Origin of the sequence: Streptomyces albofaciens JCM 4342 (genome assembly GCF_008634025.1) — a bacterium.
Classification (GTDB): Bacteria; Actinomycetota; Actinomycetes; order Streptomycetales; family Streptomycetaceae; genus Streptomyces; species Streptomyces albofaciens.
The window spans coordinates 2,768,086-2,783,699 of record NZ_PDCM01000002.1; the positions used below are offsets into that span (position 1 = coordinate 2,768,086).

Sequence of the window (15,614 nt, forward strand, 5' to 3'; positions counted from 1 at the left end):
GGGCCCGGTCCCGCCCCAGAGGTGTCCGTTCCGCCCGCTCCGGTCAGCCGGTGATCGATTCCTTCCCGTTCTCGATGTGGCCCATGAAGCGGCGGTGGAAGGACGCGTCCTGCGCGACGGACAGGTCCAGGTCGTACCAGCCGTGCCCGGCCGCCGCGGCGTGCGCGACGGTACGGGTGCTGCCCGCCCGTACGGTGATCGTGCGCGGGGCCGCGTCGCTGTACGCCAGCGGCTTCAGCGTGAAGGTGAGGTCCGCGTGGCCCTTGTTGACGAGCGTGAGGTGCAGTTCACGGCGGTGCGCGTCCAGGCGGGTGCCGATCCGGACCTCGGCTGCCGCGCCGGCGGCCGTGCCCGCGTGCTCGCGCCGGAACCCGTTGGGGCCCGTAAGGGTGAATCGGTACGCGCCGTCCTTGACCGGCACCTCCCAGTCGGCCCGGCCCAGCACGTCGCGGTGCTGCGGCGTGCCGTACTCCCCCGCGTACGGGTACAGCGCGAAGTGCGCGCTCGCCCGGCCGGTGTTGCGCACCGCGAGCCGGAAGCGCTTGCCCTGCGCGTCGTAGGCGCCGTCCGCGTCGGGCTGGTACGGCAGCGGACGCGCGGGCCGGGTGCCCTCCTCCTGGCGCGGCAGCCGCTGCTCGCGCGGCGGGCGCGGGGACCAGCGCCCGCTGAACGGCGGGATCGCGCCGGGCCGCTCCACGGCGGGCTGCCGGCGCCCGCGCGAGAAGTCGAAGGCAGTGGTGAGATCACCGCAGACGGTGCGCCGCCAGGCGCTGATGTTGGGCTCGCGCACGCCCGTCCAGCGCTCCAGGAAGCGGACGATGGAGGTGTGGTCGAAGACCTGCGAGCAGGCGTAGCCGCCCACCGTCCAGGGCGAGATGACCAGCATCGGCACGCGTATCCCGAGCCCGGTCGGCTTCCCGTCCCAGAACTCGCCCTCCGTGCCCTGCGGAGGCACCGGCGGCGGCACGTGGTCGAAGAAGCCGTCGTTCTCGTCGTACGTGAGGAACAGCGCGGTGTGCCGCCACACGTCCGGGTTCTTGCCGAGCGCGTCGAGGACCTTGTAGACGATGGTCGCGCTGGCGACCGGTGAGGACGAGCCGGGGTGTTCGGAGTCCGCGGCGGAGGGGACGATGTAGGACACCTCGGGCAGCTTGCCCGCGGCGACATCGGCGGCGAAGGCGGTGGCCGTGGAACCCGGCTCACCACGGCGCAGCGCGCGCTCGAAGAGGCTGCGGTCGGCCGCGCTGAGCGCCCGTACGCCCTCGTCCAGCAGTCCTTGCAAGCGCTTGCGCTCCGCTTCCCCGGCCGCCGCCACCTCCCCGTAGAACGCGGTCATGTTCTGCACGCCACCGCCCACCTTGGCCAGCGCCTTCTTCATGACGGCCTTGAAGGTGGCGAAGAACTCCAGGTTGTTGTCGGTGAAGTTGTCCCACTCCTGGTAGACGCGCCAGCTGTGCCCGGCCTTCTCCAGGCGCTCGGCGTACGTGGGCCAGGCGTAGCCGGGGTGGGTGTCCTCCGCGTAGGCGTCGTTGCCCACCGCGCGCTTGCCGGAGCCCGGCTCGGGCCCGGTCCAGCCGCTGACCAGGTGGTTGCGGTTGGGGCTGGTGGAGGAGTGGATCGAGGAGTGGTAGGCGTCGCAGACGGTGAAGGTGTCGGCGAGCTCGTAGTGCAGCGGTACGTCCCGGCGGTCGTAGTGGGCCATGGTGGCGGCCGTCTTGGCGGTCACCCAGTTGTCCATCCACCCGTCGCGCCACGCCTTGGCGCCGCCGGACCAGTCGTGGTTGAGCGCGCCGATGTACTGGAGGTCCTTCTTCTGGGCCGCCGCGGCCTCGCGTACGGAGAAGGGCAGCACGGTCCCGGTGCCGGCCGCGCCCGACTGCTCGAAGACGCTCCGGCCGTTCGGGAGCCGGACGGCGTTGCGGTCGGCGTAGCCGCGTACGCCGCGCAGCATGCCGAAGTAATGGTCGAAGGAACGATTCTCCTGCATCAGCACCACGACGTGCCGGATGGCGTCGAGCCCGCCCCGGCCATGCCCGTGCCCGCGCCCCTCGACGGCCGGTCCGGCGGCCAGCGCCTGCTGCAACGACGGCGGCAGCAACGACGCGGCGGCAGCCGCACCGGCCGCCGCCGCACCAAGTCCCATGACCCGTCTGCGAGATACCTCGGATGCCACGCTCGACCTCCCAGTCGACTGCCCACGGTCGGGCAATGGTTCGCCGCCGGCCCATTGGCGGGGGCGAGCGGGACGGTAGTGGAGCATCGTGGCGTCGGATAGGTATCGGGGTGACAAGTTGGGGAACAGATGGGTCCGGTTCCGGTTACGGACGTGGCCTCACCCCGCCGTCGGCGCTCACGCCGCGCCGTCGAGTACCGCCCGGACTTCCGGCACGTCCCGGTATCCCTCCAGCCGCTCCCGTACCACGCGAACCCGCGCGGCCGTACGGTCGCTGGTCACGGTCTCGCTCAGGGTGATGACCCGTTCCGCTGTCGCTGCCGCCTCTTCCGGTTCGTTCGCGTCGGCCAGCGCGACGGCCAGCCACGACAGGTACAGGGCGAGTTCCCGGGTGTGTGTCGTGTCGTAGCGGCTGAGTACGTCCCGCAGCAGGGGGACCGCCCGCAGAGGCCGGCGCAGCTCCGTGTAGACCCGGCTTTCCATGACCCGTAGTTCCCCGGCGTCCACCCAGTACAGGTAGGCGGGAGACTCGACGCCCGCGCCGTCCGCGGCCAACGCCTCACCGGCCTCTCCGAGTGCCCGCATGGCAGGCTGGGCTTCCCCTGCCTTGGTGTGGGCCCATGCCACCCGATCGAGGTACAACGCGCGGGCCTTCGGAGGCGCGTCCGGCCCCGCCCCGTCGAGGGCTGCCTGTGCGAGCCGGGCCCCGTCAACCTCCTCGCCGGTGTTGCTCAGTTGATAGGCCAGCGATCCAGCGAGGTTTCCGGCCAGCGTCCGGTCGCCCGCCTGCGTCGCCGCACTGATTCCGAGCCGGTAGACGCGTTCCGCATCCGCGTGCTGCCCGGCGTCACTGGCAATCCATCCCGCGATCTGCGCCAACTCGCCGATCTGCCGGAGAAGAGCACACCCCACCTCCCCGGAGTGGGCGCCTTCCTTGTACAGCCGTACAGCGGCGCGGAGTTCCCGCAGAGCGGGCCGGATCAAGTCGCCCCCGGCCAGCACGTCATCTGCGAGCCGGAGCCCGTGTACGCGCTCTCGCAGGTCACCGACCTGCCCCATACCGATACGTCGGCCCTCGCGGGCGCTGAGCGGGGCCAGAGGGTCGTCGTCGGGCAGGAAGTCCGCCAGGGTCGGCAAGGGTGGTTCATCCGGCTTCTGCGGCTCCATGAGCACGTCCATGGACACACCGAGGGCAGCAGCGATGAACGGCAGCCACTGACGGGGCGTGCGCTTCCCCTGCTCCCACCGGCTGACCTCCTGGCGGCCGACCGGTCCACCCATGACCCCGGCGCCCCGGCAGACCTCACGCCCCAAGCGCTCCTGACTCCACCCGAGGCGGCTCCGCTCACGCCGGATGTTGGCCCCGATGCAGCTTCCCATGGGGCCAGCCTGGCCGACACCTGGCCTACATGGGGCCGCTGGTGGCCACGCCGCTCCCCGGCTGGGCGGGTCGGGGTCCTTTCCCATGCCATGGACGAGGTCCCCGTCGTACGCTCGAAGCATGAGCACTGCGGGGCAGAGGGTCAAAGAAGTCCGCAAGCGTCGCGGGCTGTCACAACGTGAACTGGCCGATGCGTCGGGAGTCTCGCTCTCGTCCATCCGGAAGCTCGAACAAGGCGAGCGGGAAACTGCTCGCCTGGAGACACTGCGCAAGCTCGCACACGCGCTGAGGGTGCCGACGATGCGCCTGGCCGGCGGACCGAACCCGGAGGATGCCGGCGCCGACACAGTGGATCGCTGGGCGGCCGTCCGGGAAGCGCTGGTACGTCCCCCCGTCGCACCGGGGCTGAACGACGAGCCGCCGACCGTCAGCGGAATACGCGACTCCCTCCGCGAGGCAGCTCCCCTCTTCGCCCACGACCAGTACACGGCACTGGCGGTACTGCTGCCGTCCCTGCTGCGGGACGCCGAAGCGCTCGGCTCGGAGGGCCGGGCAGTAAGGGTGCGGCTCTTGCAGCTCGCCGGGTGGCTCATGGTTCAGACCCGGCAGTTCACGGCCGCCGAGACAGCCCTTGAACGCGCCCTGGACGACTCGGCCGACCGCATGGAAGGTGCGGCCACAGTCAACACGCTGTGCTGGCTGCTGCTGCGCCAGGGTGAGTTGGGCAAGGCGTACGACCTGGCCGTGAAGTGGGCCGACGAGACCGAACCCCGGGTGTCCCGCGCGACTCCGGCAGAGCTGAGCACCTGGGGCTGGATGCTGCTCCGCGTGTCCGCTGCCGCCGTCCGGAACTCGCAGCCGGGCGACGCCGAGGACGCCTTGAAGTTCGCCACGGCGGCAGCCGTCGCCCTCGGACGCGAGCATGCCCCGAACAACGACTTCCTCCGTACGTTCGGGCCGACCACGGTCAAGCTCAAGGCCGCCGAGAACGCCGGTGTGATCGACCGGCCCGACATGGTGCTCCGCATCGCCGAGCGGGTGCCGGTCTTCAGCCTCAAGCCCACGTCGAACAACCGGAACCGGCACTTGCTGGACGTGGCCGACGCCTACGCCAAAACGGGTGAATACGCCGAGGCGTTCGGCAAGCTGGAGCAGATCCGTTCCGACAGCCCCGAATGGCTGCCGAATCAGCGCTATGCCCGTGACATCCTCGGCCGGGTGGTCCGGGGGCGCCGGACGTTGACGGCGGACATGCGGACGATGGCCGACGTGGTGGGCCTGCCGCTCTAGCGTTTGTGGCACTTCCCGCTACCGGCCTCACAAAGTGCCACAGACAGCGGGAAGTTGCCGTTCCTACCGTGGATGCCATCGGACCACGAGGGGACGGCGATGAACTATGGCCTACGACTGGGCCCCCACCACGGGCACGTACGCGGTGGACATGACGAACGACAGGATCGGCGAGGTGCGCAGGCGGCTCGAAGGGGCCGTGTACCTCGTCCCGCCTGGTGGCGGACGTGAATGGGCGGTGCGTCCCGACCACCTGCGCAAGCCCACCGGCGAGGAGCGCGCGCGGGCGCTGACCTGGACGCGTCCGGTCAGGAGCCGGCCGTGAACCGCTCCTACTCCGCACCACGCCGCAGCTATCCGGAACCGCCGGTCGATCCCCCCATGCGGTCCCCGTCACTCGAACCCGTGCCGGTCCAGGGGTGCGAGGTGTGCGCACATGCCGCGGCATGGCGGCGGGCGTACCGGACGGGAAGGGGCACGGCGGACGCTTGCACCAACCACTCGGCGGCCCTGGACTGCTCCCTGGAGATCCGCAACCACCCGCACGAGCCGCGCGTACTGGGGCTACCGGTCAACGCCCCGGCGGTACGCCGATGAGCCCCCGCAGCGTGATCCGCGCCGTGAAGCACACCATCGGCACCCACCCGCAAAGCGAGATCACCGTATCGGCGTGCTGCCTGACCGGTGGATGCCCGTGGACGCTGACGGAGACCGCCGACCTGAAGGCGGCCGACCTGGCGGCGATGGCGCATACAGGCCGTACGGGGCATCCGACGTTCGCCCGGACGTTCCAGGACGTGGCGCTCGTACGCCGCCTGGAACTGAACGAGGGGCAGGCGGAGGTCCCGCCGCTTCAGGCGCCTCGTTGAGCCCCGGCAGAGAGGGGAGGGTGTGGACGCGGCCATCGCCACCACCTTCCGGAAGACCGACCCGGGACCCGGCCGACGTGCTGATGGTGGCCCGGCTCGGGGCTTCGTCGTCCCGACCGGCGAGAACTGACCACCACCAGCACGGCAACCGCCCCGGGCACGGGTCATGTCACCCCGGCAACCGCACCGACAGCCCGTGCCGGAATTCGTTCCGCGGGTCCCAGCGAGCCTTGACGCGTTGCAGTCGCGGGTAGTTGTCCTTGTAGTAGATGGTGTGCCACGGCACGCCGGAGGTGTTCTGGTGCGGGTCGGCCAGGTCACGGTCCGGGTAGTTGATGAAGGAGCCGTCGCTGACCTCGCCCGGTACGGGCACGCCGCCGGTGTCCGCGTACACGTCGCGGTAGAAGGCGCGGAGCCAGGCCAGCGGCTTCGCCCCGGCCGCCTCCTCGCCCTCCCAGCCGGTCATGTAGATCGCCTTGAGGATCGAGTCGCGCTGGGCCACGGCGGTCGCGTCCGGTGCGACGGTGTTGACCTTTCCGCCGTACGAGACCAGCCACAGCGACCCGGAGATGTTCTCCGACGCCGGGCCCGCCAGGTGCCGGTGGAGCGCGGTGATCTGCCGGTCCGTGTAGCCCTTGCGCAGGTAGCCGCACTTGACCTTGAACGGGGCCGGCTCGCTCTCCTGGACGAGGGCGACCGCCTCCAGCCAGGGACGGACGTGGTGCCGGATGTCCGGCTTGGCGCCCGTGCCGCGTCCGACGGCGTCCACGTAGGCGCGCATCCGCCGCTCGGTGTCCGGCGTGGTGGCGTCCAGGTGGCCCACCAGGGTGAGGGTGCCGGTGTTGCGGGTGTTGAGCATGAGCACGCTGAACAGGTCGGCGTACGAGCTGTCCGGGGCGCTGTTGTGCTGGTACCAGGTGTTGTGGTTGCGCACCAGGCGGGCGAACGCGCGCTCGTCGAGGTCCTTCCAGTTCCAGGTCGCGATGAAGCTGAGGACGGACGCCGGGGCCTTGGGCAGCAGCCGGGCGGGGTCGTCGCCCTCGGCGGCCGGGTCGCGGAACCAGTAGCAGGTGACGATGCCGAAGTTGCCGCCTCCGCCGCCGGTGTGCGCCCACCACAGGTCGTGGTTCGGGTCCTTGGGGTCGCGGGTGGCCACCACGCTGCGGGCCCGGCCCGACCGGTCGACCACGACGACCTCGACGGCGTACAGGTGGTCGACGGACAGCCCGTACCGCCGCGAGAGCGTGCCGTAGCCGCCGCCGAGGACGTGCCCGCCGACCCCGACCTCCGCGGTCGCGCCGGCCGGGATGGAGACCCCCCAGCCGAGGAAGAGGGCGCGGTAGACCTCGCCGAGCAGGGCGCCGGGCTCGACGGCGAACGCGCGGCGGGCGGTGTCGTAGCGGACCGCGCGCATGGGTGAGGTGTCGATCAGTACGCGGACGGACGGGTCGTCGACGAAGTTCTCGAAGCAGTGGCCGCCGCTGCGTACGGCGATGCGCTTGCCGTCCCGTACGGCCTGCTGTACGGCGGCGACGACCTGTCCGGTGGTGCGCACGACGTGGACGCGCTCGGGCTTGCCGACGAAACGGCTGTTGCTGCCGCGGCGGGTGAGGGAGGAGTAGCGCGGGTCGTCCGGGCCGAGGGTGACGGGAGCCGGGGAAGCGGCGGCGGCCCCGGGGGCGGCGGGCGCGGCTGCCGCGATGCCCGGCGTCGCCACGGCCGCGGCCGTGCCGCCGAGCGCCGCCGCGCCCGCGAGCAGGGTCCGGCGCTTCACTTCGGCCATGGTCCGCTCCCGTAACTGTGCTGAGGTTGACGGTGGTTGGTCGTGATTCACCCTTCCACCATCGGGCCCGCACGACCCCGGAGCATCGTCCGCCGAGACCAACTCGCCCCTAGGGAGAACGGTGTACGGACGCGACTGCCCGCCCTCCCTCAGGAGGGCGCGCGACCGGCCCGCGTCATCCGAAAGAACGGTTCTCCCGGGCACCCCTCCAAGGGACGCCCATCCATGAACACTTCACAAACTCTTGACAACCGCATTGGTCTGGACCATTTTGTGCTTGCGCGACGCCCGCCCGGTTCTCCGGACCCGGCGGGCGGCCCTTCCGGGCTCATCACTTGGAGACAGCCATGCCGCACCCCCTCATGTCCCGCACCCCCCGCTCCCGGCACAGACGGTGGATCGGTACCGCCTTCACCGGGCTGGCGGCCGCCGCCCTCGCCGTCACCGGCACCGCGGCCGGCGCCTCGGCGGCCCCCCACGCCGCCGCCTCCGGTGCCGCCACCGGAGCCGCCGCCGACGTCAACAACGCGAAGAACCCCGGGTTCGAGTCCGGGCTCTCCGGATGGACGTGTTCGGCGGGCGCCGGTTCCACCGTGTCCTCCCCCGTGCACGGCGGCACCTCGGCCCTGAAGGCCACGCCCTCCGGCACGGACCAGGCCAAGTGCTCGCAGACCGTGGCGGTCAAGCCCAACTCGACGTACACGCTCAGCGCGTACGTCCAGGGCTCGTACGTCTACCTCGGCGCGAGCGGCACCGGCACCACCGACGTGTCCACCTGGGCCCCCGGCGCCACCACTTGGCAGCAGCTGAAGACCACCTTCACCACCGGCCCCTCCACCACCTCCGTCACCGTCTACACCCACGGCTGGTACGGGCAGGCCGCCTACTTCGCCGACGACATCAGCGTCTTCGGGCCGGACGGCGGGGGCAACGGCGACCCGGGCGACCCGGTCCCCGACGCGCCCACCGGGCTGACCGCGGGCGCCGTCACCTCGTCCTCCGTGGCGCTGTCCTGGAACCCGGCCAAGTACGCCACCGGCTACCACGTCTACCGCGACGGCGCCAAGGTCCAGGCGGTCACCGGCACCTCGGCCACCGTGACCGGCCTGAGCCCCTCCACCGCGTACCGCTTCCAGGTCGCCGCGACCAACGCGGCGGGCGAGTCGGCCAAGTCCGCCGAGGTCACCGCCACCACGTCCCCGGGCGGCGGCAATCCCGGCCCCTCGGTACCGAAGCACGCGGTCACCGGCTACTGGCAGAACTTCAACAACGGCGCGACCGTACAGAAGATCAGCGAGGTGTCCGACCAGTACGACATCATCGCGGTCTCCTTCGCCGACGCCACCACCACACCCGGCGCGATCACCTTCAACCTCGACTCGGCGGGTCTGGGCGGCTACACGGTCGCGCAGTTCAAGGCCGACATCAAGGCGAAGCAGGCGGCCGGCAAGAACGTCATCCTGTCCGTCGGCGGCGAGAAGGGCACCATCTCCGTCAACGACGCCGCCTCCGCGAACAACTTCGCCAACAGCGCGTACGCGCTCATGCAGGAGTACGGCTTCAACGGCGTCGACATCGACCTCGAAAACGGCATCAACCCGACCTACATGTCGCAGGCCCTGCGCTCGCTGTCCCAGAAGGCGGGCAGCAAGCTGGTCATCACCATGGCCCCGCAGACCATCGACATGCAGTCCACCCAGGGCGGCTACTTCAAGACCGCGCTGAACATCAAGGACATCCTCACCGTCGTCAACATGCAGTACTACAACAGCGGTTCGATGCTCGGCTGCGACGGCAAGGTCTACTCGCAGGGCACGGTGGACTTCCTCACCGCGCTGGCCTGCATCCAGCTCGAAGGCGGCCTCGACCCGTCCCAGGTGGGCATCGGTGTCCCGGCCTCGCCCCGGGCCGCGGGTGGCGGTTACGTGTCTCCCAGCGTCGTCAACAGCGCGCTGGACTGCCTCACCAAGGGCACCGGCTGCGGCTCCTTCAAGCCCGCCAAGACCTACCCGTCCCTGCGCGGCGCCATGACCTGGTCCACCAACTGGGACGCGGCGTCCGGCAGCGCCTGGTCGAACGGCGTGGGCCCGCACGTCCACAACCTGCCGTAAGGCAGCGGAAGGGGCGGCACACCACCGGTGTGCCGCCCCTTGCCGCGTTACCGGACGTCAGCCCTCGACGCCCAGCTTCTCCAGGATCAGCTCGCGGACCCGGGCCGCGTCGGCCTGGCCGCGGGTGGCCTTCATGACCGCGCCGACCAGGGCGCCGGCCGCGGCCACCTTGCCGCCGCGGATCTTGTCGGCGATGGCGGCGTTGGACTCGATGGCCTCGTCCACGGCCTTGCCCAGCGCGCCCTCGTCGGAGACGACCTTCAGGCCGCGCTTCTCGACGACGGTGTCCGGGTCGCCTTCGCCCGCGAGGACGCCCTCGATGGTCTGGCGGGCCAGCTTGTCGTTGAGGGAGCCCTCGGCGACCAGCGCCGCCACCCGCGCGACCTGCTCCGGGGTGATGGGCAGGGCGGCGAGCTCGACGCCGTCCTCGTTGGCGCGGCGGGCCAGTTCGCCCATCCACCACTTGCGGGCGGCGGCGGAGTCCGCGCCGGCCTCGATGGTGGCGACGATCAGGTCCACGGCGCCGGCGTTGAGGATCGACTGCATGTCGTGCTCGGAGACGCCCCACTCCTCGCGCAGCCGGTTGCGGCGTACGCGCGGCAGCTCGGGCAGGCCCTGGCGCAGCTCCTCGACCCACTCGCGGGAGGGGGCCACCGGGACCAGGTCGGGCTCGGGGAAGTAGCGGTAGTCCTCCGCCTCCTCCTTAACCCGGCCGGGGGTGGTGGAGCCGTCCTCCTCGTGGAAGTGGCGGGTCTCCTGGATGATGGTGCCGCCCGAGGAGAGCACGGCCGCGTGCCGCTGGATCTCGAAGCGCGCGGCGCGCTCGACCGACCGCAGCGAGTTGACGTTCTTCGTCTCGGAGCGGGTGCCGAACTTCTCGGTGCCCTTGGGGCGCAGCGAGAGGTTGACGTCGCAGCGCATCTGGCCCATCTCCATGCGGGCCTCGGACACGCCCAGCGCCTTGATCAGCTCACGCAGCTCGGCGACGTACGCCTTGGCGACCTCGGGGGCCCGCTCGCCCGCGCCCTGGATGGGCTTGGTGACGATCTCGATGAGCGGGATGCCGGCGCGGTTGTAGTCCAGGAGGGAGTGGGACGCGCCGTGGATGCGGCCGGTGGCGCCGCCGACGTGCGTCGACTTGCCGGTGTCCTCCTCCATGTGGGCGCGCTCGATCTCCACGCGGAAGACCTCGCCGTCCTCCAGCTGGACGTCCAGGTACCCGTCGAAGGCGATGGGCTCGTCGTACTGCGACGTCTGGAAGTTCTTCGGCATGTCCGGATAGAAGTAGTTCTTCCGGGCGAAGCGGCACCATTCGGCGATGGAGCAGTTCAGCGCCAGGCCGATCTTGATCGCGGACTCGACGCCGACCGCGTTGACGACCGGCAGCGAGCCGGGCATGCCGAGGCAGGTGGGGCAGGTCTGCGAGTTGGCGTCGGCGCCCAGGGCGGTCGAGCACCCGCAGAACATCTTGGTCTTGGTGCCGAGTTCGACGTGCACCTCAAGACCCATCACGGGGTCGTAGGTGGCCAGCGCGTCCTCGTACGACACCAGTTCAGTGACGGTCACGAAACTAACCTTTCAGTCCCGCTCAGCCCGCGAGCACGTCGTCGCTGTTGAGACGGCGCAGATCGCGGATCAGCAGCGCGACTCCGGTGGCGATGGCGGCGGCGGAGACGACGGCATCGAGGAGCTGGAGCTTGTCCTGCTCGCCCTTGGCCGCCTTCGCCTGCTTGACGACGCTCACCGCACCGAACAGCGTGGTGCCGATGGACAGATACGTACCGGCCTTGGACTTCTTGAAGCCCTTGGCCTTCGCGAGCTTTCCACTCACAGGGACGGTGCCTCCTCAAGCAGCGGGTGCCCCCAACGGGCGGTGAACGCGGCCTCGACCGCGGCACCGACCTTGTAGAGCCGGTCGTCGGCCATGGCAGGAGCGATGATCTGCAGACCCACCGGCAGCCCGTCCTCGGGAGCCAGGCCGCAGGGCAGCGACATGGCCGCGTTGCCTGCCAGGTTGGTCGGGATCGTGCACAGGTCGGCGAGGTACATCGCCATCGGGTCGTCGGCGCGCTCGCCGATCGGGAAGGCAGTGGTGGGCGTGGTCGGCGAGACCAGCACGTCGACCTGCTCGAAGGCCTTCTCGAAGTCCCGGGTGATGAGCGTGCGCACCTTCTGGGCGGACCCGTAGTACGCGTCGTAGTAGCCGGAGCTGAGGGCGTACGTGCCGAGCATCACGCGGCGCTTGACCTCGGGGCCGAAACCGGCCTCGCGGGTCAGCGCGGTGACGTCCTCGGCCGACCGGGTGCCGTCGTCGCCGACCCGCAGGCCGTAGCGCATGGCGTCGAAGCGGGCCAGGTTCGAGGAGCACTCGGACGGCGCGATCAGGTAGTACGCGGCGAGCGCCATGTCGAAGGACGGGCAGGAGATCTCCACGATCTCCGCGCCCAGCTCGCGCAGCAGCTCCACGGACTCGTTGAAGCGCTGCATGACGCCGGCCTGGTAGCCCTCGCCGGAGAACTCCTTGACGACGCCGATGCGCATGCCCTTGACGTCGCCGTTGCGGGCCGCCTCGACGACCGGCGGGACCGGCGCGTCGATGGAGGTCGAGTCCAGCTCGTCGTGGCCGGCGATCACCTCGTGCAGCAGGGCCGCGTCCAGGACCGTACGGGCGCAGGGCCCGCCCTGGTCGAGGGACGAGGAGAACGCCACCATGCCGTAGCGGGAGACCGCGCCGTAGGTGGGCTTGACGCCGACGGTGCCGGTGACGGCGGCGGGCTGGCGGATCGAGCCGCCGGTGTCCGTGCCGATGGCGAGCGGGGCCTCGTAGGCGGCGAGGGCGGCGGAGGAGCCGCCGCCGGAGCCGCCGGGGATGCGGGTGAGGTCCCAGGGGTTGCCGGTCGGGCCGTAGGCGCTGTTCTCGGTGGAGGACCCCATGGCGAACTCGTCCATGTTGGTCTTGCCGAGGATGACGACGTCGGCGGCCTTGAGCTTCTTGGTCAGCGTCGCGTCGTACGGCGGCAGCCAGCCTTCGAGGATCTTGGAGCCGACGGTGGTGGGAACGCCCTCCGTGGTGAAGATGTCCTTCAGCGCGAGCGGCACACCGGCCAGCGGGCCGAGCTTCTCGCCGCGCTCGCGCTTGGCGTCCACGGCTCGGGCCTGGGCGAGCGCGCCCTCGCGGTCCACGTGCAGGAAGGCGTGCACCTTCTCGTCGACGGCCTCGATACGGGCCAGGTGCGCCTCGGTGACCTCGACGGCGGTGACCTCACCGGCGGCGATCTTGGCCGCGATCTCGGCGGCCGTGAGCTTGATCAGATCTGCCATGTCGGTCACTCCTCCCCCAGGATCTGCGGCACCTTGAAACGCTGCTGCTCCTGGGCCGGGGCGCCGGACAGCGCCTGCTCGGGCGTCAGCGACGGCCGGACCACGTCCGGGCGCATGACGTTGGTCAGGGGCAGCGGGTGGGAGGTCGGCGGTACGTCTTGGTCGGCGACCTCGGAGACGCGGGCGACCGCGCCAATGATGTCGTCGAGCTGTCCGGCGAAGTGATCGAGCTCTTCGTCCTTCAGCTCCAAGCGCGCCAGCCGGGCGAGGTGGGCGACCTCCTCGCGCGTGATGCCAGGCATGCAGCGATCCTCAGGGTGAGTGTCTTGGCTGTTCTTCCAGATGTCCGGGCCAATCCTATGGCGTACGCAATAGAGGGTCGAAACGCATTCCCGGGAGCGCCTGGGGTACGGGGTGGGCCGTACGGGGCCGGGGGCTCGTCCGTACGGGGTGCGGGGCCGTACGGGAAGGGGCCCGCACGGGTCCCGGCCCCGTCAGGTCACCCGCTGGTCGGCTTCCTCGACCGCCGCGGCGCGCTCGTGCTGGGGCTCCGTGACGGACCGCTCCGTCTCGCGCTGCCAGCCGCGCTCGCCGCGGGCCCGCAGCCAGGCGGTGGTCTCGTCCGGCGGCATCGCGGCGGCGACCAGCCAGCCCTGCACCGCGTCGCAGCCCAGGTCGCGCAGCCGCTCCCAGGTCTCGTCGTCCTCGACGCCCTCGGCGACCACCAGCAGGCCCAGCGAGTGGGCCAGGTCCAGGGTGCAGCGGACGATCTCGGCGTCCTCGTTGTCCACCGCCAGCCGGGCGACGAAGCTGCGGTCGATCTTCAGCTCGCTGACCGGGAGGCGGCGCAGGTGGACGAGGGACGAATAGCCGGTGCCGAAGTCGTCCAGGGACATCTTGACGCCGTGCCCGGTCAGCCCGGCCAGGGTGTCGGCGGCCCGCTGCGGGTCCTCCAGCAGCACATGTTCCGTTATCTCCAACTGGAGCGAACCGGGCGGTACTTGATGGCGGGCCAGCCGGGCGGCCACCGCGCCGGCGAAGCCGGGGGTGTGCACGTCGCGGGGTGAGACGTTGACCGCGACCGGCACCTCCAGGCCGGAGGCGCGCCACCGGGCCACCTGGGCGAGCGCGGTCTCCAGCACGTACTCGGTCAGGCGCGGCATCAGCCCGGAGGACTCGGCGATGGCGATGAACTCGTCCGGCGGAACCCTGCCGCGCTCCGGATGGACCCACCGGACCAGTGCCTCCAGCCCGGCCACATGCCCGTCGAAGCCCACCTTGGGCTGGTAGTGCAGCTCCACGTCACCGGCGTCGAGCGCGCGGCGCAGGTCGCCCAACAGGCCCAGCCGGTCCGGGGTGTTGCCGTCGCGCTTGGCCTCGTAGACCTCGACGCCGCTGCGGTCCCGCTTGGCCTGGTACATGGCCACGTCGGCCCGGCGCAGCAGTCCCTCGGCGTCCAGGGCGTGGTCGGGGAAGACGGCGACCCCGGCGCTGGCCTCCAGCACGAGGGTGAGTCCGTCCAGGTCGAGCGGCGAGCCGAGGGCCGCGACCAGGTTGCGGGCCACCCGCTGGGCGCTGGTCAGGGAGTCGGCGGTGGGCAGCAGCACCGCGAACTCGTCGCCGCCGAGGCGGGCGGCCTCCGCGCCGCGCGGCAGCGCGTGCCGCAGCCGGTCGGCTATCTGGAGCAGCAGCCGGTCGCCGGCCAGGTGGCCGAGGGTGTCGTTCACCGAACGGAAGCGGTCGAGGTCGATCAGGACCAGGGCGGAACGGGCGCCGATGCGCTCGGCGTCGTCCAGCGCGGTCCAGGTGCGCTCCAGCAGCCACTGCCGGTTGGGCAGGCCGGTCAGCGGGTCGCGCAGCTGCTCCTCGGCGCGGGCGCGGGCGATCCACAGGGTGGAGTCCAGGGCGATCAGCGGGACGGCGAACATCGGCAGCAGGAACGGGGCGTGCACGGCGGCGACCACGATCAGCGGCGAGATGCCCAGCAGCGCCACGCCGACCAGGGCCTGCCGGGCCAGCGCCGTGCGGGCGATGGTGGGCAGGCCGCCGCTGCGCGGCGCCATCGTGAACCACAGCAGGGAACGGGTGACGAGGAGGTAGGCGAGGGCCGCTACCAGGATGTCCGGCAGGACGGACAGGTCCCAGGCCGCGGGCTGCCACGGGTGCTCGATGGTCGGGACGACGTGGAAGGCGGCGAGGCCCAGCGCCGCGGCGCCGATGCCGAGGACGTCCACCGCGCCGTGCAGCAGGGCCTGTCGCCAGCGGTGCCGGCGGGCCGCGCCGACCAGGACGACGACGGCCACGCTCACCAGGACGGCGGGCACCCAGCCGTACAGCAGCAGGACGGCGAGGGCCAGGGCGGCACCCGATCCGGTGCCGCCCCACCAGCGGTCGCGGCCGAGCGCGACCAGATGGCCCACGATCACCCCGGTCAAGATGGCCAGGGCCCAGCCGACGGCGCCTTCCGGGAAGAGCGCCCGGCCGGCGCCGAGCGTCCGGACCACTCCCACCGCGAGCGCGCCGCCCGCCGCCAGCACGACGGCCGCGGGCAGCGCGGGCGCGACGAGCCGGCCAAGCCGCGACGCCGGAGCGGCGCTGTCGGTCGGTTTCATTCCGATACCTCTCACAGCCGGCTGTGCCCGCGCCACGGCAGGCGCACACCTCAACAGTAGGCCGCAGAAGGCCG

The 15,614-nt window shown here is 71.4% G+C and carries 12 protein-coding genes; 4 read left to right on the forward strand and 8 right to left on the reverse strand.

Annotation, left to right across the window (positions count from 1 at the left end):
• Positions 1-43 precede the first annotated feature (43 nt).
• Complete coding sequence (locus tag CP973_RS31970) at positions 44-2,173, reverse strand: phosphocholine-specific phospholipase C (RefSeq protein WP_150247309.1); 2,130 nt, start codon at positions 2,171-2,173, stop codon at positions 44-46.
• A 177-nt stretch (positions 2,174-2,350) separates the two neighbouring features.
• On the reverse strand, positions 2,351-3,553 hold the full coding sequence (locus tag CP973_RS31975; RefSeq protein ID WP_150247310.1) for an NsdA family TPR-like regulatory protein: 1,203 nt from the start codon (positions 3,551-3,553) through the stop codon (positions 2,351-2,353).
• A gap of 121 nt (positions 3,554-3,674) precedes the next feature.
• On the opposite strand from CP973_RS31975, the gene CP973_RS31980 reads away from it, so the two are divergent.
• The 3 genes from CP973_RS31980 to CP973_RS31990 all read left to right on the forward strand — a co-directional run bounded on the left by CP973_RS31980 (position 3,675) and on the right by CP973_RS31990 (position 5,713).
• Positions 3,675-4,844 carry a helix-turn-helix domain-containing protein gene (locus tag CP973_RS31980; protein ID WP_150247311.1) on the forward strand — a complete coding sequence of 390 codons (1,170 nt, stop codon included), beginning with the start codon at positions 3,675-3,677 and terminating at the stop codon, positions 4,842-4,844.
• A gap of 151 nt (positions 4,845-4,995) precedes the next feature.
• A complete protein-coding gene (locus tag CP973_RS31985) occupies positions 4,996-5,169 on the forward strand; it encodes a hypothetical protein (RefSeq protein WP_244410145.1) in 174 nt (57 codons plus the stop codon).
• A gap of 268 nt (positions 5,170-5,437) precedes the next feature.
• A complete protein-coding gene (locus CP973_RS31990) occupies positions 5,438-5,713 on the forward strand; it encodes a DUF7848 domain-containing protein (RefSeq protein WP_150247313.1) in 276 nt (91 codons plus the stop codon).
• A gap of 169 nt (positions 5,714-5,882) precedes the next feature.
• On the opposite strand, the gene CP973_RS31995 is transcribed toward CP973_RS31990, so the two are convergent.
• A complete protein-coding gene (locus tag CP973_RS31995; RefSeq protein WP_150247314.1) occupies positions 5,883-7,496 on the reverse strand; it encodes an FAD-binding oxidoreductase in 1,614 nt (537 codons plus the stop codon).
• Between the two features lie 347 nt (positions 7,497-7,843).
• Between CP973_RS31995 and CP973_RS32000 the strand changes: the two genes are divergently transcribed.
• A complete protein-coding gene (locus CP973_RS32000) occupies positions 7,844-9,607 on the forward strand; it encodes a chitinase (protein ID WP_425282043.1) in 1,764 nt (587 codons plus the stop codon).
• A 57-nt stretch (positions 9,608-9,664) separates the two neighbouring features.
• On the opposite strand, the gene gatB is transcribed toward CP973_RS32000, so the two are convergent.
• The 5 genes from gatB to CP973_RS32025 form a co-directional block, all read right to left on the reverse strand.
• Positions 9,665-11,173 (reverse strand): Asp-tRNA(Asn)/Glu-tRNA(Gln) amidotransferase subunit GatB, encoded by a 1,509-nt coding sequence (gene gatB / locus CP973_RS32005; RefSeq protein WP_150247315.1) that lies wholly within the window; start codon positions 11,171-11,173, stop codon positions 9,665-9,667.
• Between the two features lie 22 nt (positions 11,174-11,195).
• The gene (locus tag CP973_RS32010; RefSeq protein WP_150247316.1) at positions 11,196-11,438 is read right to left on the reverse strand and encodes a hypothetical protein; all 243 of its coding nucleotides are present in this window, start codon (positions 11,436-11,438) and stop codon (positions 11,196-11,198) included.
• The gene (gene gatA, locus CP973_RS32015; protein WP_150247317.1) at positions 11,435-12,928 is read right to left on the reverse strand and encodes an Asp-tRNA(Asn)/Glu-tRNA(Gln) amidotransferase subunit GatA; all 1,494 of its coding nucleotides are present in this window, start codon (positions 12,926-12,928) and stop codon (positions 11,435-11,437) included. Before gatA ends, CP973_RS32010 begins: the two co-directional genes overlap by 4 nt.
• A 5-nt stretch (positions 12,929-12,933) precedes the next feature.
• Positions 12,934-13,230 (reverse strand): Asp-tRNA(Asn)/Glu-tRNA(Gln) amidotransferase subunit GatC, encoded by a 297-nt coding sequence (gatC, locus tag CP973_RS32020; RefSeq protein WP_003984986.1) that lies wholly within the window; start codon positions 13,228-13,230, stop codon positions 12,934-12,936.
• 192 nt (positions 13,231-13,422) lie between these two features.
• Positions 13,423-15,540, reverse strand: a complete 2,118-nt coding sequence (locus CP973_RS32025) for a putative bifunctional diguanylate cyclase/phosphodiesterase (RefSeq protein ID WP_150247318.1) — start codon at positions 15,538-15,540, stop codon at positions 13,423-13,425.
• Between the last annotated feature and the right edge of the window lie 74 nt (positions 15,541-15,614).

Bases quoted from the DNA above. Each gene is read 5' to 3' on its own strand.
- CP973_RS31995 (WP_150247314.1), bottom strand. From the start codon at position 7,496: ATGGCCGAAGTGAAGCGCCGGACCCTGCTCGCGGGCGCGGCGGCGCTC.
- CP973_RS31975 (WP_150247310.1), bottom strand. From the start codon at position 3,553: ATGGGAAGCTGCATCGGGGCCAACATCCGGCGTGAGCGGAGCCGCCTC.
- gatA (WP_150247317.1), bottom strand. From the start codon at position 12,928: ATGGCAGATCTGATCAAGCTCACGGCCGCCGAGATCGCGGCCAAGATC.
- CP973_RS31980 (WP_150247311.1), top strand. From the start codon at position 3,675: ATGAGCACTGCGGGGCAGAGGGTCAAAGAAGTCCGCAAGCGTCGCGGG.
- CP973_RS32000 (WP_425282043.1), top strand. From the start codon at position 7,844: ATGCCGCACCCCCTCATGTCCCGCACCCCCCGCTCCCGGCACAGACGG.
- gatC (WP_003984986.1), bottom strand. From the start codon at position 13,230: ATGCCTGGCATCACGCGCGAGGAGGTCGCCCACCTCGCCCGGCTGGCG.
- CP973_RS31990 (WP_150247313.1), top strand. From the start codon at position 5,438: ATGAGCCCCCGCAGCGTGATCCGCGCCGTGAAGCACACCATCGGCACC.
- CP973_RS32025 (WP_150247318.1), bottom strand. From the start codon at position 15,540: ATGAAACCGACCGACAGCGCCGCTCCGGCGTCGCGGCTTGGCCGGCTC.
- CP973_RS31985 (WP_244410145.1), top strand. From the start codon at position 4,996: ATGACGAACGACAGGATCGGCGAGGTGCGCAGGCGGCTCGAAGGGGCC.